Source organism: Neorhizobium sp. AL 9.2.2, from assembly GCF_013317225.1.
GTDB lineage: Bacteria > Pseudomonadota > Alphaproteobacteria > Rhizobiales > Rhizobiaceae > Neorhizobium > Neorhizobium soli.
This window is the reverse complement of record NZ_JAALXU010000003.1, coordinates 159,818-181,420: the sequence shown is the minus strand read 5'-3', so window position 1 is coordinate 181,420 and position 21,603 is coordinate 159,818. Positions and strand designations below refer to the sequence as shown.

General features: G+C 62.2%; 24 protein-coding genes and 1 pseudogene. 15 read left to right on the top strand and 10 right to left on the bottom strand.

Going from position 1 to position 21,603, the window contains the following annotated elements:
- The first annotated feature begins 150 nt into the window (after positions 1–150).
- Positions 151–1,947 (top strand): ABC transporter transmembrane domain-containing protein, encoded by a 1,797-nt coding sequence (locus tag G6K99_RS07390; protein WP_174196144.1) that lies wholly within the window; start codon positions 151–153, stop codon positions 1,945–1,947.
- On the top strand, positions 1,947–3,200 hold the full coding sequence (locus G6K99_RS07385) for a glucoamylase family protein (RefSeq protein ID WP_174196143.1): 1,254 nt from the start codon (positions 1,947–1,949) through the stop codon (positions 3,198–3,200). Before G6K99_RS07390 ends, G6K99_RS07385 begins: the two co-directional genes overlap by 1 nt.
- A gap of 21 nt (positions 3,201–3,221) precedes the next feature.
- On the opposite strand, the gene G6K99_RS07380 is transcribed toward G6K99_RS07385, so the two are convergent.
- The 4 genes from G6K99_RS07380 to G6K99_RS07365 all read right to left on the bottom strand — a co-directional run bounded on the left by G6K99_RS07380 (position 3,222) and on the right by G6K99_RS07365 (position 6,505).
- Entirely contained in the window at positions 3,222–3,443 is a 222-nt protein-coding gene (locus G6K99_RS07380) for a hypothetical protein (RefSeq protein WP_062460856.1), read from the bottom strand.
- Between the two features lies 1 nt (position 3,444).
- Positions 3,445–4,476 carry a peptidoglycan -binding protein gene (locus G6K99_RS07375; protein ID WP_062582385.1) on the bottom strand — a complete coding sequence of 344 codons (1,032 nt, stop codon included), beginning with the start codon at positions 4,474–4,476 and terminating at the stop codon, positions 3,445–3,447.
- A 3-nt stretch (positions 4,477–4,479) separates the two neighbouring features.
- Positions 4,480–5,550: a hypothetical protein gene (locus G6K99_RS07370; RefSeq protein WP_062460863.1), complete on the bottom strand. Its 1,071-nt coding sequence runs from the start codon at positions 5,548–5,550 to the stop codon at positions 4,480–4,482.
- Between the two features lie 154 nt (positions 5,551–5,704).
- The gene (locus G6K99_RS07365) at positions 5,705–6,505 is read right to left on the bottom strand and encodes an inositol monophosphatase family protein (protein ID WP_062461861.1); all 801 of its coding nucleotides are present in this window, start codon (positions 6,503–6,505) and stop codon (positions 5,705–5,707) included.
- A 208-nt stretch (positions 6,506–6,713) separates the two neighbouring features.
- Here G6K99_RS07365 and G6K99_RS07360 point away from each other — a divergent pair, with 208 nt between their 5' ends.
- The gene (locus G6K99_RS07360; protein ID WP_062460866.1) at positions 6,714–7,070 is read left to right on the top strand and encodes a hypothetical protein; all 357 of its coding nucleotides are present in this window, start codon (positions 6,714–6,716) and stop codon (positions 7,068–7,070) included.
- A gap of 23 nt (positions 7,071–7,093) precedes the next feature.
- Here G6K99_RS07360 and G6K99_RS07355 read toward each other — a convergent pair whose 3' ends face one another.
- Both G6K99_RS07355 and G6K99_RS07350 read right to left on the bottom strand, forming a co-directional pair.
- Positions 7,094–8,221: a tetratricopeptide repeat protein gene (locus G6K99_RS07355; RefSeq protein WP_062461864.1), complete on the bottom strand. Its 1,128-nt coding sequence runs from the start codon at positions 8,219–8,221 to the stop codon at positions 7,094–7,096.
- Positions 8,222–8,229: 8 nt separating this feature from the next.
- Positions 8,230–8,883 (bottom strand): thiamine phosphate synthase, encoded by a 654-nt coding sequence (locus G6K99_RS07350; RefSeq protein ID WP_062460869.1) that lies wholly within the window; start codon positions 8,881–8,883, stop codon positions 8,230–8,232.
- Between the two features lie 136 nt (positions 8,884–9,019).
- Here G6K99_RS07350 and G6K99_RS07345 point away from each other — a divergent pair, with 136 nt between their 5' ends.
- Together G6K99_RS07345 and G6K99_RS07340 are read left to right on the top strand one after the other, a co-directional pair.
- Positions 9,020–9,805 carry a sulfite exporter TauE/SafE family protein gene (locus G6K99_RS07345; RefSeq protein ID WP_174196142.1) on the top strand — a complete coding sequence of 262 codons (786 nt, stop codon included), beginning with the start codon at positions 9,020–9,022 and terminating at the stop codon, positions 9,803–9,805.
- Between the two features lie 107 nt (positions 9,806–9,912).
- The gene (locus G6K99_RS07340) at positions 9,913–10,170 is read left to right on the top strand and encodes a helix-turn-helix transcriptional regulator (RefSeq protein WP_174196141.1); all 258 of its coding nucleotides are present in this window, start codon (positions 9,913–9,915) and stop codon (positions 10,168–10,170) included.
- A gap of 118 nt (positions 10,171–10,288) precedes the next feature.
- Here the strand turns inward: G6K99_RS07340 and G6K99_RS07335 are convergent, their stop codons facing one another.
- On the bottom strand, positions 10,289–10,465 hold the full coding sequence (locus G6K99_RS07335) for a YdcH family protein (protein ID WP_082471995.1): 177 nt from the start codon (positions 10,463–10,465) through the stop codon (positions 10,289–10,291).
- 229 nt (positions 10,466–10,694) lie between these two features.
- On the opposite strand from G6K99_RS07335, the gene G6K99_RS07330 reads away from it, so the two are divergent.
- From G6K99_RS07330 to G6K99_RS07305, 6 genes are all read left to right on the top strand, one after another.
- The gene (locus G6K99_RS07330) at positions 10,695–10,898 is read left to right on the top strand and encodes a YdcH family protein (protein WP_062461867.1); all 204 of its coding nucleotides are present in this window, start codon (positions 10,695–10,697) and stop codon (positions 10,896–10,898) included.
- A 21-nt stretch (positions 10,899–10,919) separates the two neighbouring features.
- Positions 10,920–11,417: a 5-(carboxyamino)imidazole ribonucleotide mutase gene (purE, locus tag G6K99_RS07325; RefSeq protein ID WP_062582383.1), complete on the top strand. Its 498-nt coding sequence runs from the start codon at positions 10,920–10,922 to the stop codon at positions 11,415–11,417.
- An 8-nt stretch (positions 11,418–11,425) separates the two neighbouring features.
- Complete coding sequence (locus G6K99_RS07320; protein WP_174196140.1) at positions 11,426–12,499, top strand: 5-(carboxyamino)imidazole ribonucleotide synthase; 1,074 nt, start codon at positions 11,426–11,428, stop codon at positions 12,497–12,499.
- Between the two features lie 144 nt (positions 12,500–12,643).
- Positions 12,644–12,769 carry a type B 50S ribosomal protein L36 gene (gene ykgO, locus G6K99_RS07315; protein WP_003497670.1) on the top strand — a complete coding sequence of 42 codons (126 nt, stop codon included), beginning with the start codon at positions 12,644–12,646 and terminating at the stop codon, positions 12,767–12,769.
- A gap of 107 nt (positions 12,770–12,876) precedes the next feature.
- Positions 12,877–13,530 carry a tetratricopeptide repeat protein gene (locus G6K99_RS07310; protein WP_174196139.1) on the top strand — a complete coding sequence of 218 codons (654 nt, stop codon included), beginning with the start codon at positions 12,877–12,879 and terminating at the stop codon, positions 13,528–13,530.
- 9 nt (positions 13,531–13,539) lie between these two features.
- The gene (locus G6K99_RS07305; RefSeq protein ID WP_174196138.1) at positions 13,540–14,577 is read left to right on the top strand and encodes an alpha/beta fold hydrolase; all 1,038 of its coding nucleotides are present in this window, start codon (positions 13,540–13,542) and stop codon (positions 14,575–14,577) included.
- Positions 14,578–14,639: 62 nt separating this feature from the next.
- Here the strand turns inward: G6K99_RS07305 and pyk are convergent, their stop codons facing one another.
- Both pyk and G6K99_RS07295 read right to left on the bottom strand, forming a co-directional pair.
- Positions 14,640–16,079 carry a pyruvate kinase gene (gene pyk / locus G6K99_RS07300; protein ID WP_062460890.1) on the bottom strand — a complete coding sequence of 480 codons (1,440 nt, stop codon included), beginning with the start codon at positions 16,077–16,079 and terminating at the stop codon, positions 14,640–14,642.
- A pseudogene (locus G6K99_RS07295) lies at positions 16,079–16,453 on the bottom strand (DUF1036 domain-containing protein); the annotation flags it as partial. The gene pyk and the pseudogene G6K99_RS07295, both read right to left, overlap by 1 nt.
- 290 nt (positions 16,454–16,743) lie before the next feature.
- On the opposite strand from G6K99_RS07295, the gene G6K99_RS07290 reads away from it, so the two are divergent.
- The 4 genes from G6K99_RS07290 (at position 16,744) to G6K99_RS07275 (ending at position 19,606) form a co-directional block, all read left to right on the top strand.
- On the top strand, positions 16,744–17,541 hold the full coding sequence (locus G6K99_RS07290) for an N-formylglutamate amidohydrolase (protein WP_244631405.1): 798 nt from the start codon (positions 16,744–16,746) through the stop codon (positions 17,539–17,541).
- Positions 17,542–17,564: 23 nt separating this feature from the next.
- Entirely contained in the window at positions 17,565–17,873 is a 309-nt protein-coding gene (locus G6K99_RS07285) for a DUF1244 domain-containing protein (RefSeq protein ID WP_113109767.1), read from the top strand.
- Positions 17,874–17,970: 97 nt separating this feature from the next.
- Positions 17,971–18,243: a DUF2312 domain-containing protein gene (locus G6K99_RS07280; protein WP_062460899.1), complete on the top strand. Its 273-nt coding sequence runs from the start codon at positions 17,971–17,973 to the stop codon at positions 18,241–18,243.
- Between the two features lie 94 nt (positions 18,244–18,337).
- On the top strand, positions 18,338–19,606 hold the full coding sequence (locus G6K99_RS07275; RefSeq protein WP_174196136.1) for an FAD-dependent oxidoreductase: 1,269 nt from the start codon (positions 18,338–18,340) through the stop codon (positions 19,604–19,606).
- Here G6K99_RS07275 and G6K99_RS07270 read toward each other — a convergent pair.
- Positions 19,590–21,569, bottom strand: a complete 1,980-nt coding sequence (locus G6K99_RS07270) for a DUF882 domain-containing protein (RefSeq protein ID WP_180215466.1) — start codon at positions 21,567–21,569, stop codon at positions 19,590–19,592. The two genes, G6K99_RS07275 and G6K99_RS07270, sit on opposite strands and share 17 nt — an antisense overlap.
- Positions 21,570–21,603 lie beyond the last annotated feature (34 nt).

Below are 21,603 nucleotides of genomic sequence, written 5' to 3'. Positions count from 1 at the left end.
GCGCGAGCAAGAACCTTCTTTAATGAATGAAGCCGCAAACCGGCGCGGTCACGGCTTCCCAATTGGATGCGGAGCCTATACAGGAAGGGCGCCGCAAGTACAAGTCCCCGAAAGGCTGAGATTCCGCTGCCCGGGGGCCATGGAGACGACATGGCCGAAAGCCGAGAAAATCAGAAGAAAAACCGCAGTCTCAAGCCGCTTTCCCGACTGCTCCCCTATCTTTCCCGCTATCGAGCCATGGTCGCCGGCGCGACTTTTTTTCTCGTCCTTGCCGCCTGCACCACACTTGCGCTGCCGCTGGCCGTCCGCCGCATGGTGGATCATGGATTCGCATCCTCTGACGGGCATTTCATCAACAACTATTTTGTCATGCTGTTCGTGCTGGCGGTCCTTCTCGCGATCGCAAGCGGCATGCGCTACTATTATGTCATCACCATCGGCGAGCGCGTGGTGGCGGATCTGCGCCGTGAGGTTTTCTCGCATGTGACGCGGCTGTCTGCTTCCTTCTTCGACGTCAACCAGTCCGGCGAGATCGTCTCGCGACTGACCGCCGATACGACCCAGATCAAGTCCGCCTTTGGTTCTGCCGCATCGCAGGCCCTGCGCAACACCATCCTCTGTCTCGGAGCGATGGGCATGATGGTGTATACGAGCCCTAAACTCTCGGCTCTGGCGCTTGGCGCCATCCCGCTGATCGTGTTCCCCCTCGTTGGCTTCGGCCGCTCGGTGCGCCGCCGGTCGCGTGCCGCCCAGGACATGCTGGCCGCGACTTCCGCCTATGCAGCTGAAACGATCGGCGCCACCCGCACCGTTCAGGCCTTTACCGGCGAGGCTGTCGCCACCTCGCGCTACAGCGACACGGTGGAGAATGCCTTTGAAGCCGCCCGCAAGTCGATCCGCGCCCGCGCGCTTCTGACCGGCTTCGGCATCGTGCTGATCTTCGGCTCGATCGTCGGCGTCCTCTGGTACGGCGCCCAGAGCGTGCTTGCCGGCACGATGACACCGGGCACGCTAGGCCAGTTCGTGCTTTATTCGGTGATTGCGGCAAGCTCGCTCGGCACACTGTCGGAAGTCTGGGGCGAGCTGTCTTCTGCAGGCGGCGCCGCCGAACGGCTGTCCGAACTGCTGGATGAAGTGTCCGCCGTGCGTGAACCGGAACACCCGAAAGCCCTCCCCTCACCCCCGCGCGGCGATGTCGCGTTCGACAGCGTCTCCTTCGCCTATCCCGCCCGTGTCAGCGCCATCACGCTCAATGCGCTTTCCCTGCATGTGGCGCCCGGAGAAACCGTTGCCATCGTCGGTCCCTCCGGTGCCGGCAAGAGCACGATCTTCTCGCTGCTGCTGCGCTTCTACGATCCCACAGCCGGATCGATCCGCCTCGATGGCGTCGACCTCCGCCATGCGACCCTTGAAGACATCCGCTCACGGCTTGCGATCGTACCGCAGGACGTGACGATCTTTGCGGCCTCCATCCACGACAACATCGCCTTCGGAGTACCGAACGCGACTCGCGACGCCGTGCGTGCCGCAGCAATCGCTGCCCAAGCAGACGAATTCATCGCGAAGCTCGACAACGGCTATGACACGCTCGCCGGCGAACGCGGCATCACCCTGTCCGGCGGCCAGCGCCAGCGGATTGCTATCGCCCGCGCCATCCTGAAGGATGCTCCCGTCCTGCTGCTCGACGAAGCCACCTCGGCGCTCGATGCGGAAAGCGAAACACTGGTGCAAAAGGCGCTCGACGGTCTCATGCGCAACCGCACCACGCTCGTCATCGCCCATCGCCTTGCGACGGTGTTGAAAGCCGACCGGATCCTGGTCCTGGAAAACGGTCGCGTCGTCGAGGAAGGCACGCACCAGAGCCTGGTGGCGGCTGGCGGTCTCTATGCGAAGCTGGCGCGGCTGCAATTCCATGATCTCGAGCAAACTTCCGTCAGCGCGATCTGATGGACGCGACCCCCATCATCTCCGCAGATCTGGATAGTCTGCTCGATGACGTTCAGCAGCGCACCTTCCGGTATTTCTGGGATGGTGCCCATGCGCAGAGCGGCCTCCCTTATGACAAATGCCTTCTCGACGGCACGCCCGGTATCGACGCGATCTCGATCAGCGGCACCGGCTTCGGCCTGATGGCGATCCTGGTTGGCTGCGAGCGCGGCTGGATCACCAGCGACGAGGCGCTGGTTCGCATTACCACGATTGTCGAGAGCCTCGAACTGGCACCGCGCTACCACGGCGCGTTCTCTCACTTCATCAATCCCGCTACCAGCGCAATGATTCCGTTTTCGGCGCTGGATGATGGGGGCGACATCGTCGAAACGACGCTTCTCCTTCAGGGCCTGATCTGCGCCCGGGAATATTTCGCGGCAGAGACCATTTCCGAAAAATCGCTGCGCACCGCGATCACCCGGCTGTTCGACGAGGTCGAGTGGACCTGGTACACCCGCGGCAAGACCGACGGCCCGATCTACTGGCACTGGAGCCCAATCAACGAATGGGCGATGAACCTGCCGATCACCGGCTGGAACGAGGCGCTTTCAACCTATGTCTTTGCCGCCGGCTCGGACACGTTTCCGATCGATCCGCAGAACTATCACTGCGGATGGGCACGCAACGGCGCCATGAAGAACGGCGAGGAATATTTCGGCATACAGCTGCCGCTGGGCGAACCCATGGGCGGGCCGCTGTTCCTGTCGCAATATTCCTTCTGTGCGCTCAATCCACGCGGCCTGTCCGATCGCTACGCCGATTACTGGCGCCAGGCTGTCGCGCATTCACGGATCAACCGCGCCTATTGCCTGACCGTGCCGGAATATGCCGCAGCCGGCGTCTGGGGCCTGACGGCATCGGAAGCCCAGGCCGGCTACGCCGCCAATTCGCCGCTGGTCGATTTCGGCGCGATTGCACCGTCTGCAGCACTGTCGAGCTTTCCTTTCGTGCCCGGCCATGCGGAAGAAGCCTTGCGCGCGCTCCTTGCCTACGAGAACGGACGGCTGGTCAACCGCTTCGGCTTCGCCGACGCGTTTGCGCCGAAGACAGGCTGGGTCGCGTCGACCTACATCGCTATCGACCAGGGGCCGATCGTCGCGATGATCGAGAACCACCGCTCGGGTCTGTTGTGGAAACTGTTCATGGCCGCTCCGGAAGTGCGCCGCGGCCTCGATCGGCTGGGATTCCGCTATCCCGATGTCTCCGCCTGAGGCGAGAGCGCAGCCGCCTGATCACTTCGCGCGCTTGAACGTCCACTTGACGACATGATCGCCATTGCGCTTGATCTTGGTCTTCATCTTCAGCTGCACCGATTGCTCGCCGAACGCAGCCTGCGCCTCCTCGAACGCCCGACGCGCCTGCGCCATCGCCTCGTGATAGGCGGTGTTATCGCGGCGAGGCGTATCTGCCACCGCCTTGGCGATCGCGTCGATGTCAGGCTTGCTGTAGGTCATGTCAGCGTTCGGTAAGCTTCAGTTCGATGCGGCGGTTCTGGTTTCTAGCATCCGGCGTATCGCCAGCCGCGATCGGCTGGAATTCGCCAAAGCCCGCGGCCACCAGCCGGTTGGCCGGCACGCCCTTCGAGATCAGATACTTGACCACCGACGTCGCGCGCGCAGACGAAAGCTCCCAGTTGTCGCGGTAGCGTCCGGTGCCGGAAAGCGGCGCGTTGTCCGTATGTCCGTCGACCCGCAGCACCCAGTTGATCTCGGCCGGAATTTCCTTGGCGAGATCGAGCAGTGCGGCGGCAAGCTTGTCCATCTCCACGAGACCGGCCGCATCGAGTTCGTTGCCGCCGATCGGGAAGAGAACTTCCGACTGGAACACGAACCGATCGCCGACGATGCGGATGTTTTCGCGATCGGAGAGAATCTCACGCAGACGCCCGAAGAAGTCGGAGCGGTAGCGATTGAGCTCCTGCACGCGGGCCGCAAGCGCCACGTTGAGGCGACGACCAAGATCCGAAATCTGTGCCTGCGAGTTGGCGTCCTTCGTTTCCGACGCCTGCAGCGCCTGTTCGACGGCGGCGATCTGGGCCCGCAGCGCCGCGATCTGCTGGTTGAGAAGCTCGATCTGGCTCATCGCCCGGGCGCTGACCTGCCGCTCGTTGGAGAGTTCACCCGTCAGAGTGGTCACCCGGGAATTGGCCGCGTCGCTTGCACCACTGCCCTGGTTGAGAAGCTGCTGCAGCCGCGACCGGTCGCTTTCAGCAACCGCCAGCGACGATTGCAGGTTGGCGAGCTGGTCTTCGATATCCTGATTGTTGCCCTTTTCCAGCGCCAGAAGCTCTGTCAGTTCCGCGATCTGGCTGTTCAGCCGGTTCAGAACCTCGTCGCGACCGGAAATCTCGCGGGTGAGCAGGAACTGCGCCAGCACGAACACCGTCAGTAGGAACATGATCGCCATCAGAAGCGTGGTCAGCGCGTCGACGAAGCCCGGCCAGTAGTCCACGCCGTGCTGGCGGCGACGGTTCTTGCCCAGCGCCATGGTCTACTTGCTCCCGATCTTGTCGGACTGACCGATCTTGTCGGAGAGCCGGTCCAGTGTACGCCGCAGGGCCTTGGACTCCTCCTGCTGCGCCTCAATCCAGTCGCGCAGCATCTGCTGCTCGTTGCGCATGTTCTTGACCAGCCCCTGAATGCCTTCGGCAAGGTTTGCCATGGCAGCAAGCGACTTCTCGTTCTGCTGGACATCACCGCTGCCGGTTCTGCCCTGAGCCGCCGCAATCTTGCGCAGCTCGTCGGCAAGCGTCTTGAATTCGCCGGAGGAACCAGCTGAAAGCCCTGCCGCCGCAACCGGCGCGTCCGATCCCGTATCGGTCACCGATGACAGCCAGTTTTCGAGTTCCGTATAGAAGCGGTTCTGCGCACGTCCTGCCTGGAGATCGAGGAAGCCGAGGATCAGCGAGCCTGACAGACCAAGCAACGACGACGAAAACGCCGTGCCCATGCCGGCAAGCGGCTGCGCAAGACCGGTCTTGATTGCCGACAGAATGTCGTTGGAGCCGCCGGCGCCCGGATCGAGCGCACCGATGACGTCGCTGATTGATCCGATCGTGCCGATCAGGCCCCAGAACGTGCCAAGCAGGCCGAGAAACACCAGGAGCCCGATCAGGTAACGGGACGTATCCCGCGATTCGTCGAGGCGGGTGCCGATCGAATCGAGAATGGAGCGCAAGGTTGCGGTCGAAAGCGCCGTCTTGCGGCGACCACCGATCAGCGAGCGCATCGGCGCCAGAAGTTTCGGCTCGCGGCCCACCTTGTCGACGGTGCCGGCAGCGCGGAACGAGTTGAACCAGCGCACTTCCGGAATGAGGCCGATGACCTGCAGGAAAACCAGGACGATACCGATCAACAGGACGCCGAGGATCAGACCGTTCAGACCCGGATTGGTCTGGAACGCTTGTGCGGCCTGGCGGTACAGGATCGAGCAGACAAAACCGACGATGATCAGGAAGATCAGCATCGTCCAGAGGAAGGAAGCCGGGTTGGAAAGCTTTTCGGTAAAACGGCGGCGGTTAGCTTCAGTTTCGTCCAGATCGTCCACTGTCGCATTCGCCATAATAAGCCTCGCCTCTGGGTCGCGTCGCGCGGAGGCTAGAGCAAAATTGCGACGAATTGAAGTGTCGCCACGGTGCAAAGACCGGGACAAGCCGAAGTTTTTTCCTCGCCATTTCAAATGACAAGCAGCACTCCGGCCGTCACCGCATCAGCAATCAGCGCGACGGAACCGGACGATTGGAAACTTCCAGCAGCGCCTTCTGGATCAGCTCGTTGCCGGCAACAATGCTCTTGGTGCCGAACATGTCGGTCGAGCCCTTGATGTCGCTGACAAAGCCGCCCGCTTCGCGGATGAGGACGAGGCCGGCAGCAATGTCCCACGGCGAAAGACCAATTTCCCAGTGACCGTCGAAGCGACCGGCAGCGACATAGGCAAGATCAAGCGACGCAGCGCCAAGGCGACGAACGCCCGCCACTTCGCCCATCACATGGCGCAGTTCGACCAGGAACTTGCCGTGATCGCCGCGGCCGAGATGCGGCACGCCGCAACCAACCACGCAATCGGACAGGACCCGGCGTGCGGCAACGCGAATGCGACGGTCGTTCAAGAACGCGCCGCCGCCCTTTTCTGCCGTATAGAGTTCGTCGGTGCCCGGGTTGAAGATCACGCCGGCGACGATTTCGCCATTGCGCTCCAGCGCGATCGACACCGCGAACTGCGGAATGCCGTGCAGGAAGTTGGTCGTGCCGTCGAGCGGATCGACGATCCAGCGGTGAGCGCCGTCCGTGCCCTTCTCCTCCTGGCTTTCCTCACCGAGGAAGCCGTAGGTCGGGCGCGCCTTCATCAGCTCGTCATGGACGATCTTTTCCGCCTTGAGATCCGCCTGGGTCACGAAATCGCCCGGTCCCTTGACCGAAACCTGCAGGTTCTGAACTTCGCCGAAATCCCTGGAGAGCGACTTGCCAGCCTTGAGGGCGGCCTGAACCATGACGTTGAGAAGGGCTGAGCGGGCCATGCGGGAAATCCTGATCGTATGGTCCCGAACATGCATCAGCCGGGACGTGTCTGTGGCGAATTGTCTTGATTGGCCGGTTCAAGACCACAAAACCAAGGGAAATTCAAGTCGAAGCCGACAAACCCCGCGTGAACGGACAAAATGCGACATTGCCCGCCTGCCTGCGATCTGCCAGAACGCCGGCTATCGAGATTTTAGGAGTATCACCGTGAAGATCGCATTGCCATTCGGCATCAGCCTCGGACTTGTGGGCGTGATGACCATGCTGTCGCTGGGTCTGATCTCTGCTCTGCCGGCCGATACCCAGCTGCCGATCCACTTCACCCTGACCGGTACACCGACCAGCACGGCACCAGCCATGATCGCGCTGCTGCTGCTGCCGGCCTGCGCGCTGTTCGTGACGGCCATGTTCGCACTTGGCCCCCGCATGGGCGGCCGTATCAAGGCCTCGCCGGGCATCTACCTGATCGTCTGGCTGGTAACGCTGCTGATCCTGGCGCTTGCCCACGGCTTTATCATCCGCCACGCCCTGTTCACGCTGGCGGCGATGAAGGCAACCGCCTGACCACTTGAACTACTGGCGGTTGACTACTGGCGGCGGAAGCGGTTCGCCGCGTCGATCGCCTGGCGCTGCTGCTCGTCGTTGATGCCGAGGTAGAAATCCTCAAGCGCCGCATCCTGCAACCCGGCACGCCTTGAAAGCACATACCACTTGGCGGCCTCGACCGGGTTTGGTCGCGTGCCCAGCGCCTCGATATAGAGATGCGACAGCTTGTTCTGGGCAACCACATTGCCGCGATGGGCCGCAATCCGCAGCCATTCGAAGCCCTTGTCGTAGTTGCGCTCGCCGCCGACGCCGTTGACGAACCAGATGCCCATGTCGAGCTGCGCCGTGTCGAACCCGGCCTTCGCCGCGCGCTCCAGCCATCGGCGAGCCTCGGCCTTCTTCTCCTCGGGCACGCCCTTCATGTTCACGTAGAGCTGGGCCACCGCATATTGCGCATCCGCCACGCCCTGCTTTGCCGCCCGCTCGTAGAATGGCAGCGCCAGCTTGAAACCTTTATCGCCCGGATTGTCCGACACCAGGATCTGGCCCCAGTTGAACTGCGCCGACGAATTGCCGGCTTCCGCAGCCTTGCGCATATAGTCGTCGGCCTTCTTTTTGTCGGCGGGCACGTAACGGCCGCTCATCAAAAGAAGCGAATACTGGAACATGGCGGCAGGATCGCCGCGCTCGGCAGCCTGCCCGTACCAGAAGGCCGCGGTCTTTGCGTCGCGGTTGATGCCGAGCCCCTTGCTCATCATTTCGGCGACAAGCGTCTGCGACGCCGCATCGCCGGCCGACGCACGCTTCAGTGCGACATCGAGCGCCTTGACGTACAAGCCGCGCTGGAACGCACCATAGGCCTCGTCGATCGGGCCCGTATAGGGCTTCTCCGGCGGCAGCGGCGGCAAGGTCACGCCCATGCGCTGATAGAGTTCGACACCGGCGGACGGCACGATGCCATCGGGCTGTGCACCGCGTTCGACGCCCATTGCATCCGGCGCGACCGGTCTCGTCACCACCTGACGCGACTGCGCCGCCGTCGGCCCCTCCTGCTCCACCGCACCGGGTTGCTGCACCTGCGCAATTGCCGGATGCGGCAAGACGGCCGACGCCGAAAGGCTGGCGGCAAGCATCAGGACGGTGGATGAGGCGCGACGAATCGATGGCATGGAGACCATCAAGCCTCAAACCGTGGCGCTTTTTCGTCCAGATCGGCGTTGACCAGTCGAACTGCTTCCTGCGGTCCTTCGGGATGATCGAAGACAGCCAGTCTCAAAGCCACGAATTCCGCTCCGTTTTCGGCAACCTCGAGCGCCGAGGAAATGTCCGTGCCGCCCATGGCGATACAGGGAATTTCCACCATCGAAGCCCACCATTCCGCAAGCGCGACGTTCTTCGGATGCGCCTCCGGCTTGATGTCGCCATCGAGCTTGCCGAAGAAAATATAGTCGGGGCGGCGCTCGCCCACTTCGAGCGCCGTGTGACGCTCGGATGCACCACCGGCGCCGACGATCATCTTCGGGCTGAATTTCTCGATCGTTTCTTCCAGCTCTTCCATCGAACCGGCCATATGCAGGCCATCTGCCTTGACGCGACCTGCGACGCGGCTGTCTCCGGCGATCAGCGCTGCGGCACCCGCAGCCTGGATCATCGGCACCATGAGTTCGGCGCGGTCCTGGAACGCGGTATCGTCTTCATCGTATTGCGGCAGGATCACCGAGGCGACATCGCCGCCCGCAAGCGCCTTCTCCAACCGGTCCGCCTGCGCTTTCGCATCCGCATCCTGCGGCACGATCAGCACCAGACGGCAACGCTCTTCCTGTTTCTTCATGTTTCTTCCCATGCAGCGAACCGCAACCCGGCGATCCGCACTCGTTTTCTCTTGAATGATTCGATAGACCGGAAGGATTGCGCAATCAACCGCTCATCCCATCTGCCCGCCTCAACGGTGCAAGCCTGAAGTGCCCATGCCAGACATATTTTCCTCCGATACGCTCAGCCTCGCCTTCTTTGCAGCAGCGGTGCCCGCCGTGATGCTGGTCGGGCTTTCCAAGGGCGGCATTGGCGGCGCGATCGGCCTGATGGGCATGCCGCTGATGTCGCTTGCCGTCGACCCGGTCAAAGCGGCGGCGATCTTCCTGCCGATCCTGATCCTGATGGATATCGTGGCGCTTTGGTCCTGGCGCCATTTCAACGACAGTAAAACCCTGCTGATGATCCTGCCGGGCGGTGTCATCGGCATCGCGCTCGGCTGGGCAACATCGGCCTATGTCTCCGACGACGCATTGCGGATCGTCATTGCGGCAGCAACCATCTTCTTCGCCCTCCGCTACTTCTGGCAGGTCTACGGCCCGGATAAGAACCGTCCGGCCGCCGCACTGCCGCATCGTCCGGCGGCCGCCACGTTCTGGGGCGCGCTGTCGGGCTATGCCAGTTTCGTGGCGCATGCCGGAGGCCCGCCCTTCCAGATCTACGTTCTGCCGATGAAGCTGGATCCGAAGAAATACACCGGGGCCAGCATCCGCTTCTTCGCCATCGTCAACGCCGTCAAGATCATCCCCTATTTCCTTCTTGGCGCATTGGGGGCCGAAAACCTGACGATCTCGGCGACATTGCTGCCGGCAGCCCTGGTCTCGACCATGCTCGGTGCCGCGATCGTCAAGCGTCTGAAGTCGGAAGTGTTCTATCCGATGACCTACGCGCTCGCGCTCGTTGCCGGCGTAAAGCTTCTGTGGGACGGCCTGCCGATCTGACCGGTCCATCCGAACGTCATAAAAAACCCAATTACAATAAGGCCTTCCGCCGGTCGCGAGACACGAAAACGGTTGCTGCTTCGTCAAGTTATGCTTAGCTTCAAACTATGACACTCGATCCGTTTTCAGCCATTGCCGACCCGAACCGGCGCCATCTCCTCGAAGAGCTGAGACGCGCGCCGAAAACCGTGAATGAACTTGCACGAGGACTGCCGATCAGCAGGCCGGCCGTCTCGCAGCATCTGAAAGCACTGCTGGACAGCGATCTCGTCACTGTCACACCAGAGGGAACGCGGCGCATCTATGCCGTGAACGGCAGCGGCTTCACCCGGCTCAACCTGTGGCTCGACCAGTTCTGGACGTGAATTCTGGCCGCGACTGTGACGTTACGACCAGAACTGTTGCTTTTAGTCTTGGAATTTATCGTGCCGCTGTGGGCACCCTCTCACGAATGTACGTGAGGCGCGTGGCGCTTTTGATCGCCTAATGACGGGTGTCGGTCTTTAACCGCTCCACCTCGTCTTTGATGCGCAGCTTGCGGCGCTTGAGCTCTGCGATCTCACGATCGTCGGCGGATGGAGATGCGAGAACGGACTGGAGTTCCTCTTCGAGGTCGCCGTGCTTCTTTTCAAGCGATGCGATATGCGCCTGGACGGTCATGTGGCATGTTCCTTCCTTAGGTACCTGCCTTGGCACTCCTCTGAGCCAAGGCTTCAGGTTTGCAACAGAAGTGTGACACGGTTGGTCCGCTTTGTCGAAGGAGAAATCATGGTCTCTCAGCGGCAAATTCGTGGCGTCGGCTAACTTCCAGTTAACGCGGTTTGATGGTAGGAGCTTGCGGATGAAGCCGGGGTTTGCAAAAAGCCGGCGTAAAGAATGGGGACTGAGCATGCGTGATCAGGAACAGGCGGATAACCGGCTGGTACTCGCGAAACTTCGCCAGGAACACGAAGATTACGACGCCGCGATCAATGCCATGATCAAGGTCGGCTGTGAGGCTCTTCGCATCCAGCGCATGAAGAAGAAGAAGCTGGCCATCAAGGACCGGATGACCCAGATCGAAGACCAGATCATTCCCGACATCATCGCTTGAGTTCACCTTAAAGGGCCTGGAATGTCAGAAAGACCCGCAGTCGCCATCATCATGGGCAGCCAGTCCGACTGGGAGACCATGAAGAACGCCGCCGACACGCTTGATACGCTCGACATCGGTTACGAAGCACGGATCGTCTCGGCACACCGCACGCCGGACCGGATGTACGAATTCGCCAAGAGCGCCCGCGACGAGGGCTTCAAGGTCATCATCGCCGGTGCCGGCGGCGCTGCCCACCTGCCGGGCATGACGGCGGCCCTGACGCCGCTTCCGGTGTTCGGCGTGCCCGTCCAGTCGAAAACGATGAGCGGCACCGACAGCCTCTACTCGATCGTCCAGATGCCGGCCGGAATTCCCGTCGGCACGCTGGCCATCGGCCGAGCCGGCGCGATCAATGCCGCCCTTCTTGCTGCAGCGGTGCTTGCCCTTTCCGACGATGACCTTGCCGACCGGCTCGACGCCTATCGCGCGCACCACACCGCATCGGTCGCCGAATATCCCATCGACGAAGCACCCTGAGAAACATCATGACGATCCGCACCATCGGCATAATCGGCGGCGGCCAGCTCGGCCGCATGCTGGCGATCGCTGCCGCACGCCTGAACTACCTCATCATCATCCTTGAGCCGCAGGCCGACTGCCCGGCCGCCCAGGTCGCGAACGAACAGATCACGGCGGCCTACGACGACAGGACGGCGCTGGCCGATCTCGCCAGCCGCTGCGACGTCGTGACCTACGAATTTGAAAACGTACCGGTCGAGGCAGCCGAGTTCCTGCAGCAGTCGGTTCCGGTCTACCCGCCGGCCAAGGCCCTGGAAGTGGCGCAGGACAGGATTGTTGAAAAGCAGTTCCTCAACGGCTGCGGCATCGAGACCGCAAGGTTTCACGCGGTCGACAGCCAGTCCGATCTCGAAGCGGCACTTGCAGACTTCGGCGGCAAGGGTGTCTTGAAGACCCGCCGCATGGGCTACGACGGCAAGGGCCAGCGCGTGTTCCGCTCCAGCGACGACAAGGCCGATGGCGCCTATGCGGACCTCGGCTCGGTGCCGATGGTTCTCGAAAGCTTCGTGCCCTTCGAGCGCGAAATCTCGATCATCGCCGCGCGCGCCAAGGACGGCACGGTCTCCTGCTACGATCCGGCCGAGAACATCCACCGCAACGGGATCCTTCATACCTCCACCCTGCCCGCGACCATTCCAGACACGACAGCGCAGACCGCGCGCAGTGCCGCCGAAAAGCTCCTCGCTGCCCTCGACTATGTCGGGGTGATCGGCATGGAATTCTTCGTGATGGCCGATGGCACCCTGATTGCCAACGAGATCGCACCGCGGGTGCACAATTCCGGTCATTGGACAGAGGCTGCCTGCGTGGTCTCGCAGTTCGAGCAGCATATCCGCGCGGTGGCCGGCGCAAGCCTCGGCGATCCGCGCCGTCATTCCGATTGCGTGATGACCAACCTGATCGGCGACGACATCCTCGACGTGCCCGGCTGGCTCGCGAGGACCGACGTGCTGGTCCACCTCTACGGCAAGACGGAATCCCGCCCGGGCCGGAAAATGGGCCATGTCACGGAGCTGAAGGGGCGGAAAACCCGGTCATAAAGTGCGTCACAAGGTTGACACGCATCCAGCCACGGGTTATCTGCACGCCAACCTGAGCGCGCCCCTCGTCGACAGATAGGCGGCACGCTTTCGATTGATAGAGACAAGCGGCTCTTTGAGCCCACAGACTTCTGGACCAGTACAATGAAGATCAAGAACTCGCTCAAGGCGCTGAAGGCTCGTCATCGCGATAACCGTCTGGTTCGCCGCAAGGGCCGCGTTTACATCATCAACAAGCAGAACCCGCGCTTCAAGGCCCGCCAGGGCTGATTTGCGCTGATATCGACGGGTTGTCCGGGCACGCCTGAGACGATCAAATTGTCGGTAGCGTGAAATTTCGGGTTTGACCTTCGGCGCATGCGGATTACTTTATCCGCATGCGCTATTTTCGTTCAAGCTTCGTGATCCTTGCTGTGTGTGTTGCGGTGCCTGCCTTTGCGCAGACGCTGCCCCAGCCCATGCCGCCATCCCAACCGATGCCTCCCGCTCCGCCGCTGGAAAGTCCGGCGCAGGGAGGTACGCAGGCAGCACCGAATGCCGGCCAGCCTCTCAACGCCAGGGTCGACCCACTATTTGCGGCGCTGAAACGTGAGCGCAATCCGGAAAAGGCGCGCGGCATCGCCACGCAGATCGCCATGAACATGGGTGAGTCGGGCAGTCCCACAGTCAATCTCCTGATGGGCTGGGCGGCCACGGCCGCCAAGGAAAAGCGCAACGCCGCCGCCCTCGACTTCCTCGACCGCGTCACTCTCATCGATCCCGCCTATGTCGAAGGCTGGAACCGCCGCGCCACAATGCATTACGCGATGGGCGACCAGCGCAAGGCGATGGCCGATATTGCCGAAGTGCTGAAGCGTGAGCCTCGCCATTTCGGCGCGCTGGCCGGTCTTGCCGGAATCCTCACCGAAGCCGGACGGGACAGCCAGGCGCTGAATGCGTGGGAGCGTTATCTCGACATCTACCCCGCCGATCGCGAGGCGCAGGAGGCTGTGACCAAGCTATCCGAAAAGATCGCCGGCAACCGAACCTGATGGGCCGCCATGGGGATTGTACCTCTTATCTTGTCTCTCATCGCATTCGGCTTCGGCTTCACGGCCTGGAAGGCGAAAGCGATCGAGGCCAACCTTCCGAACGACGGTGAACTCACCGATCTCGGCGATATCCGTATCAACGCCCTTCATGTCGCAGCACCAGCCGAGGGCGACCTTCCCCCGATCGTCTTCATCCACGGCGCCAGCGGCAATCTGAAGGACCAGGAAGCAGCGTTCCGCAGACCGCTAGAAGGGCGCGCCGAAATGCTGTTCGTCGACCGTCCCGGTCACGGCTATTCCGAGCGTGGCGGCGAAGAGAACGGCTTTCCGGATGGCCAGGCCGAAACGATCGCTCGCCTCATGGATCGCTACGGCATCGAGAAGGCGATCATCGTCGGCCATTCCTTCGGGGGTGCGATCGCCACATCCTTCGCGCTCTACCATCCGGAAAAGACGGCAGGCCTGCTTCTTCTCGCGCCCGCCACCCATCCCTGGCCGGGCGGCGTCGACTGGTACTACAATCTCGCAGCCCGCCCTTATCTCGGACGCCTGTTTACCCGCTTCCTGGCGCTGCCTGCCGGGCTGGTGCTGATGGAGAAGGCAACCCATGCCGTCTTCCATCCCAACCCCCGTCCGGACCGCTACCTCGACGGCGGCGCCACCGCACTGGTGTTGCGGCCTGAGAACTTCCGCAACAACGCGATCGACGTCGCCAATCTCAACGACTACGTCACCAGGGTCGCACCGCGCTACAGCGAGATCACCGCACCGACGCTGATCATCAACGGCGACAGCGACAAGATCGTCTCGATGGATATCCATGCGAAGGCGCTGACGGCCGCCGTCGCCGGCGCCGAACTGGTCGTCATCCGCGGCCTCGGCCACAAGCCGGATTACCTCGCGACCGATCTCGCCATCGCCGGGATCGAGAAGCTTGCGGGTCACCACCGCGACCTGCAGTCCGTTGCCCGCAGGGTCGAGGCGCGACTGGCGAAAGTGGTCGACGAGCCGATGCCGGACATGGATTTCTCGATCGAAAAGACCTGAAACGACAACGGCCGCCGGATCACTCCGACGGCCGTTTTCATTTCACGCTGTTGATAGCGGGTTTAAACCCCACTCTGCCCATCTGCACCGATATAGGCGATGCGCAGCATGTTGGTGGCGCCAGGTGTGCCCAGTGGCACGCCGGCCGAGATGATGATCCGGTCGCCCGGCTTACCAAAACCTTCGGAGGCGACGATGCGGCAGGCGTTGTTGACCATGTCGTCGAGGTCAGTCGCGTCGTGGGTGACGACGCAGTGCATGCCCCAGCCGATCGACAGTCGACGCGCGGTCTTGACGCTCGGCGACAGTGCCAGGATCGGAACGTTCGGACGCTCGCGCGAGGCGCGAAGGCCTGTTGTGCCCGACGATGTGTAGGTGACGATCACGGCGAGCCGCAGCGTCTCTGCAATCTGGCGGGCAGCAAGCGAGATCGCATCGGCACCGGTTGCTTCCGGTGTGGCGCGCTGCGCGTAGATGATGCTTGGATAAAGCGGATCGTCTTCCACCTTGCGGGCAATCGACGCCATCATCGAAACGGCTTCGACCGGATACTGACCGGACGCCGATTCGGCCGACAGCATGATCGCATCGGCACCTTCGAACACGGCGATCGAGACGTCGGAAACTTCGGCGCGGGTCGGAACCGGCGCGCTGATCATCGATTCCAGCATCTGGGTCGCGACCACGACCGGCTTGCCGGCACGGCGACATGCGCGTGTCAGCTGCTTCTGGATGCCGGGGACCGCCTCGATCGGCATTTCGACGCCAAGATCGCCACGGGCCACCATGACGGCGTCGGAGAGATCGATGATCTCATCGATCCGCTCGAGTGCCTGCGGCTTTTCGATCTTAGACATGATGCCGACGCGGCCGCGGGCAATCTTGCGAACTTCGGCGAGATCTTCCGGGCGCTGAACGAAGGACAAAGCGACCCAGTCGACATCGTCGGTCTCAAGCACGGCATCGAGATCGGCGCGGTCTTTGTCGGTGAGAACGCCAACGGCGAGCAGCGTATCGGGAAGGCTAACACCCTTGCGGTCGGAAATGCCGGTGCCGGCAACGACAGTGCAGGTGATCGACGTGCCGTCAACCTTTTCGGCCCGCAGCGCCAGCTTGCCGTCATCGATCAGCAGGCGATCGCCGACCTTCACCGATTCGAGAATTTCGGGATGCGGCAGGAAGACTCGGTTCTCGTCGCCGGGAGCCTCGTTATTGTCGAGTGTAAACGTCTGGCCTGGGACCAGCGTCACCTTGGTATCGGCAAACTTGCCGACGCGCAGTTTCGGACCCTGGAGGTCGGCGAGGATGCCGATCGGGCGACCGGATTTCTTTTCGACGGAGCGAATACGCTCGATCAGCGTCCGCATCATCTCATGGCTCGAATGGCTCATGTTGATGCGGAAAAGATCCGCGCCTGCCTCGTGCAGCTTGGCAATCATCTCCTCGTCGGAGGATGCCGGGCCGAGTGTGGCAAGGATCTTAACTTTGCGGTATCGCCTCATCAATTCTGGCCTTCCTGGGATCCGGACGTGTCTGAAAGCTGGACCATCCAGCTGCCCTGACGGCCCGTGTCATATTCCTTGAAACCCATGCGCTGGAAGCCACGGGTGAAGCAGTCGTCGACGCCGACGACCTTGAACTCGTTCTCGGCGACGCACATGTTGACGCCGCCGGTCCAGCGGCCGCCGCGGGCCGCGTCCTCGGCATAGAGATAATAATAGCGGGACTGCAGCTCGCCTTCGATCAGCGTCGCGCAGGTTGATGCGGGTACCTGCCACCAGCCTTCGGTGTTCCAGCCATCCTTGGCACGGTAGCCGATCGCCACGCCGACGAGGTTCTGGGTTCCGTTGCAGACGCGGAAATCCGCAAGTGCCGGAGACGCCATCAACAGCGGCGCACTGACGCAGAGCGCGGATGCCACGGCAGGCACAGAAAACAGGGCGGAAAGATATGTTCTAAGGGATTTTTTCGACACGGTTTCCGTCAGGACTCCATGGTTATTCGTGATGCACTTTCTCGCGCGGCAGGGTTTGAAAGTCAACGCAATCTAATCGATTATATTCTGAACGCCCGCCGGGGGCCGCTTGCCTTGTCCGCGGCGACCATGGCAGGAAACGGCCGAGATATCACCGGGACAGGCTGCGCAAAACAATGGTACAAGCCCCGATGGACACAGACGACTTCCAACCGTTCGAAATCATAGACGGCGATTATGACGGCGGGATGGTTCTTCTCGCCGACCACGCAATGAACCGCCTGCCCACCCGCTACGGCGATCTTGGCCTGCCAGAAGACGCATTCCGGCGCCACATCGCCTTCGATATCGGCATCGAGGGATTGACCCGCCGGTTGGCCGACATTCTGAACGTGCCGGCCGTGCTCGGTTGCTTTTCCCGCCTGCTGATCGATCCGAACCGCGGCGAAGATGATCCGACGCTGATCATGAAGATCTCCGACGGCGCCATCGTTTCCGGCAACCACCCGATCACCCAGGAAGAATGGGATTTCAGGCTTACCACCTACCACCGGCCCTATCACCGCGCCGTCGAACAGACGATTTCAAGGGCCAGCGCGTCCGGCCGGGCACCGCTTGTTCTGTCGCTGCATTCCTTCACGCCGTTCTGGCGCGAAACGCCGCGGCCCTGGCATGCGGGCGTACTGTGGGATACCGACGATCGGGTCGTGGTGCCGCTGATCGAGCAGCTTCGCCTTCCCGGCGATATCGTCGTCGGCGACAACGAACCCTATGACGGCGCACTCAGGGGCGACACCATGTACCGGCACTGCATGATCCCGGGCATTCCGCACACCCTGCTCGAAGTGCGCCAGGACCTGATCGGCGACGAGCAAGGCATCGAGGACTGGGCACAAAGACTGGCGCCGATCTTCACGACGCTCAATGCAGACCCCACATTGCACGAGTACAAAATCTTTCCGTCGCGCACCGGCCCCTACCCCGCGTGAGCGTTCAGACAAAGGAGGTCACGATGACCGAACTTTCCAAGGAACAGCAGACCGAGCTCGAGGCTGCAGCCTTCCGTCGCCTCGTGTCACATCTGCGCGAGCGGACCGACGTTCAGAACATAGATCTGATGAACATGGCCGGCTTCTGCCGAAACTGCCTGTCCAACTGGTACAAGGACGCAGCCGACGAGGCAGGCCTTGCGCTCACGAAGGATGCATCCCGCGAGATCGTCTATGGCATGCCCTACGAGGACTGGAAAAATCTGCACCAGGGAGAATCCACAGGCGCTCAAAAAGCCGCATTCGAGGGCAACAAGCCGACCCATGGCTGACGCCCACGGACAAGGCCCGCGCATTTGGGCCTTGACCTTGCCGCCGCTTTTCGGCAGGTGACAGCCAATCAACACAGATCAAAATCAGGAGGCCCCGATGTCTGATGCTCATGGCGTCGCCCGCGACCAGCTCCGCGCATTTATCGAGCGTATCGAGCGACTGGAAGAAGAGAAGAAGACCATCGCCGACGACATCAAGGATGTCTATGGCGAGGCCAAGGGCATGGGCTACGATACCAAGATCATGAAAAAGGTCATCGCCCTTCGCAAGAAGGACGATCAGGAGCGGATGGAAGAGGACCTCATCCTCGATACCTATCTGGCCGCCCTCGGCATGATCGAAAGCCCGGCCGAACAGGACGCAGCTTAAACAATTTCGAAGACGACAAGGAACCCGCCGGCAACGGCGGGTTTTTTCATGAGCGCAAGCATCGCATCTTCCTCAGAGACACTCGGAATCGGTCATGGATTATGATGTCATCGTCGTCGGCGCCGGCTTTACCGGTCTGACTGCTGCAACGCAGCTGATGAAAGCGGGCGTGAACGTTGTTTTGCTCGAAGCCCAGGAGCGCGTCGGCGGACGCGTCGAGGCGCAGGTTTTTGAGGATGGCACGGCCGTCGATGCGGGCGGACAGTTCTTTTGCCGCGACATGCCGGAAGTGGTCTCATTGGCAAGAGAGTTCGGCAGGACCTTTGTGAAGACCTATGCCGAGGGCGACACCACATACCTTCCCGAAGTCCCCCGCGGGCGGGCAGAAGCGATCTGGAACGGCGTCGATGCACTGCGCGAGACGATGATCGCGACCGATCTTTCCGATCCGGCGCTGAGAAAGCTGACGGCTTACGACTGGGCGCAGAGACAGCCGGTCGAGGACGATATACGGCAGGGGTTTCTGCGCATGGTGACCGGCCTCTGGTGCCGCGCGCCGCAGGAGATTGCCTTCACCTATCTCGCGGCAAACGACAGACGCATCACCAACACCACGTCCGAACTCGAGTTGTTTCTCGCCGGCACGATGCATGCGCTGGCCGACGATCTGGCGGAAACACTCGGCGATCGGCTAAGGCTTGGCATGCCTGTCACTGAGCTTGCCATTTCCGGTGACGGCGTCACGGTGATGACCGGCACGGGAAAAATGACGGCCGCGCAGGTCGTGCTCGCCGTGCCGCCCATCATGGCGCGCCGCCTGTCCTACGCCCCAGCACTCCCGCCGCATCTGACAAGAGCACTGGATGCGTGGAGCCCTGGCATGGTCATCAAGCTCAACATCCGCTTTGAGCGACCCTTTTGGCGAGACCGGGATCTCAGCGGCATGACCATGTGGAATGATCCGCAAGGCCTGTTTGCCTGCGACGCCAGTCGCGACGGTTACGCCGGACTGATCGTCTTCGTTAGCGGACCTTTGGCGGCGACGTGGCACGACAAGCCCGCCCGTGAGCTTGAAACGTTCGTAATTGAGAAACTGGCGGAGGCGTTGGGCGACGAGGCCAGACACAGTCTGGACATTCGCATGCGTGACTGGGTCGACGACCGCTGGAGCGACGGCGCCTATAGTGACGTGATCACCAGTCTCGACGCTACCGACGCGGAAGCGACCCTGACAACCGGCATGCCGCCGGTACATTTCGCATCGTCGGAACTGTCGCCGTCTTTCCCGGGCTACGTCGAGGGGGCAATCGTCGCCGGCAAACAGGTGGCGGCCAAAGTCCTGAAACTCAGTCCTGGCCGCTGAACCGGTTGGGATCGATGGCGACGGCAGCACTCACAGGCTTGAAGCCGCTGCTGGTGTAACCGGCCGAATAATCACGATCGAGCGTCCGGCTGACCACGCGAGGCGCCTTCATCGAAACCGGGTTCTGACCTTCGGCGCGATTGTTGTTCACCGCCCATTTCGCCACCATGTCACCGGTCAAGCCGTTCTTGCCAGCTTTGGCCTGCCCCTGTGCAGTCGCAGGCTTGCCAGCGCGGCCGCTCTTGGCGGTGCCGTAGCTCGGCATGGTACCCAGCGACGCCGTTGCAGGACGCGGCGCGTCAAACCCGTCGCCGAACTGCATCTGCTTGGTGGACGGCTGAATCACCTTGGGCGAAAGAGCCGCCATCTGGCGCTGCGCAGGCGCGGCCATCGGCACCGGTGCCGACACGGCGACCGCCTGGGCTGGCGCTCTTGCTGGCGCCGCCTGCGGTGCCGGAACAACCGGCGCTTCGACGCTTCGCGACAGCGCTGCCACCAGTTCCGGCGTGAGGCTCTGCTGATCGCTCTGCGGGCGCGATGCAACGAGCGGCGCTGCTGGAGCACCCGGGCGGTGGATCGGAACTGGCACGGAGCCAAGGTTTTCGAATGGCGCCGGCTCTATCGAGGCAGTCAAGACGCTGGTTTCCGCATCACCCTTCAGCCCGCGAGGGCCAAGGAGGGTCGGAACCGGAATGGCGTAACCGGACAGATCGGCGAAATTTTCAGCCCGCTGCACATCGGCTGCAGCAGCCGTCTGCATGGCAAGCGCGTCCTGCGCCGCATTGCGGGTCGGCTGATAGAGCGCCGTGGCAAGCCCACCCGGACCCGCGGTGCTGGAATCGGAACGGAAGGCCGGCCGTGACAGCGGCACAGGCGCTGCAATCGCCGGCTCGACCGGCTCAGCAGCAGCAACGAGTGTCGGTGCAGTCGGCGTCGGGGCAGTCGGCGTCGGCGCAACCCGTGCAGTCGCGACCGGTGCCTCTTCGCCATCGTCGGCAGCCGGCGCGGAGCGCGGTGCTCCACGGCTGGCGACCATTGGTGCCTTCATGTCTTCGTTGTCTTCGACCTCGTCGGCACCACCGCCGCCAAACAGTGCGGCAAGGAACCCGCGACGCTTGGGTGCTTCGCCGCGGATCGAGCCGCCGGCTGTGCTGGCAATCGCAATCGAATCAGAACCAACGCGCTTCTTGTAATCGGCGAGAGCGACCTCGTAGCCCGGCAACGGATTGCCGTCAGCCGGAAGATGCAGCGTGTTGCCCTTCGGGAAGATCTGAACCAGTTCCTTGCGGGTCATGCGCGGCCAGGCACGAACGCCGCCAACATCGAGATGCACGAAAGGGGAACCGGAAGTCGGGTAGAAGCCGACGCCGCCCACCTGCATCTGCATGGCGAGCGCCCGCAGGGTCGAGAGCTTCACGCCCGGAATGTAAAAGTCCATCGCCTTGCCGAGCATGTGCTGGCTGTTCTTCGCGACGCCCGTCTTGCGCGAGCGACCGCGCAGCATGCCGTTTGTGGTCGGCGAACGGAAAGCGGAGACGATGTGGATGGAATCGGTGGCGCCGGAGCGCTGGTAGACTTCCCAAACCAGGTCGAACAGGCGCGGATCCATCTTCGTCGGCTGGTTCTGGCGCCAGTCGCGGAGGAACTGGTTGAGCTGTGCCAGACCGCGCGGATCGAATCGGCCATTGCGCTTGTAGGTGATGGTGGCCTTCTCGCCGGTGTGGACGAAATAGAGCTTCAGGCTGCGGGTATCGCCAGCGGCCTCTGCCTCGTGCACCGAAGCTGGAAGAATCGTAAATGCGATTGCAGCAAGGGTCGACGCCACGACGAAACGCTTGGCGATCCGCTTGAAGATCGACGATCTGATCCCTGCAAGACGACCAGATCCGGCGCCAACGCGCGCCGCACGGTCATCGTCAGAGCGCACACCCGAAGGCGTTTTCTGAACTTTGAAATACGGCAAAGCGTTCCCCGTCCTGTCGACAACTACCCTCGTC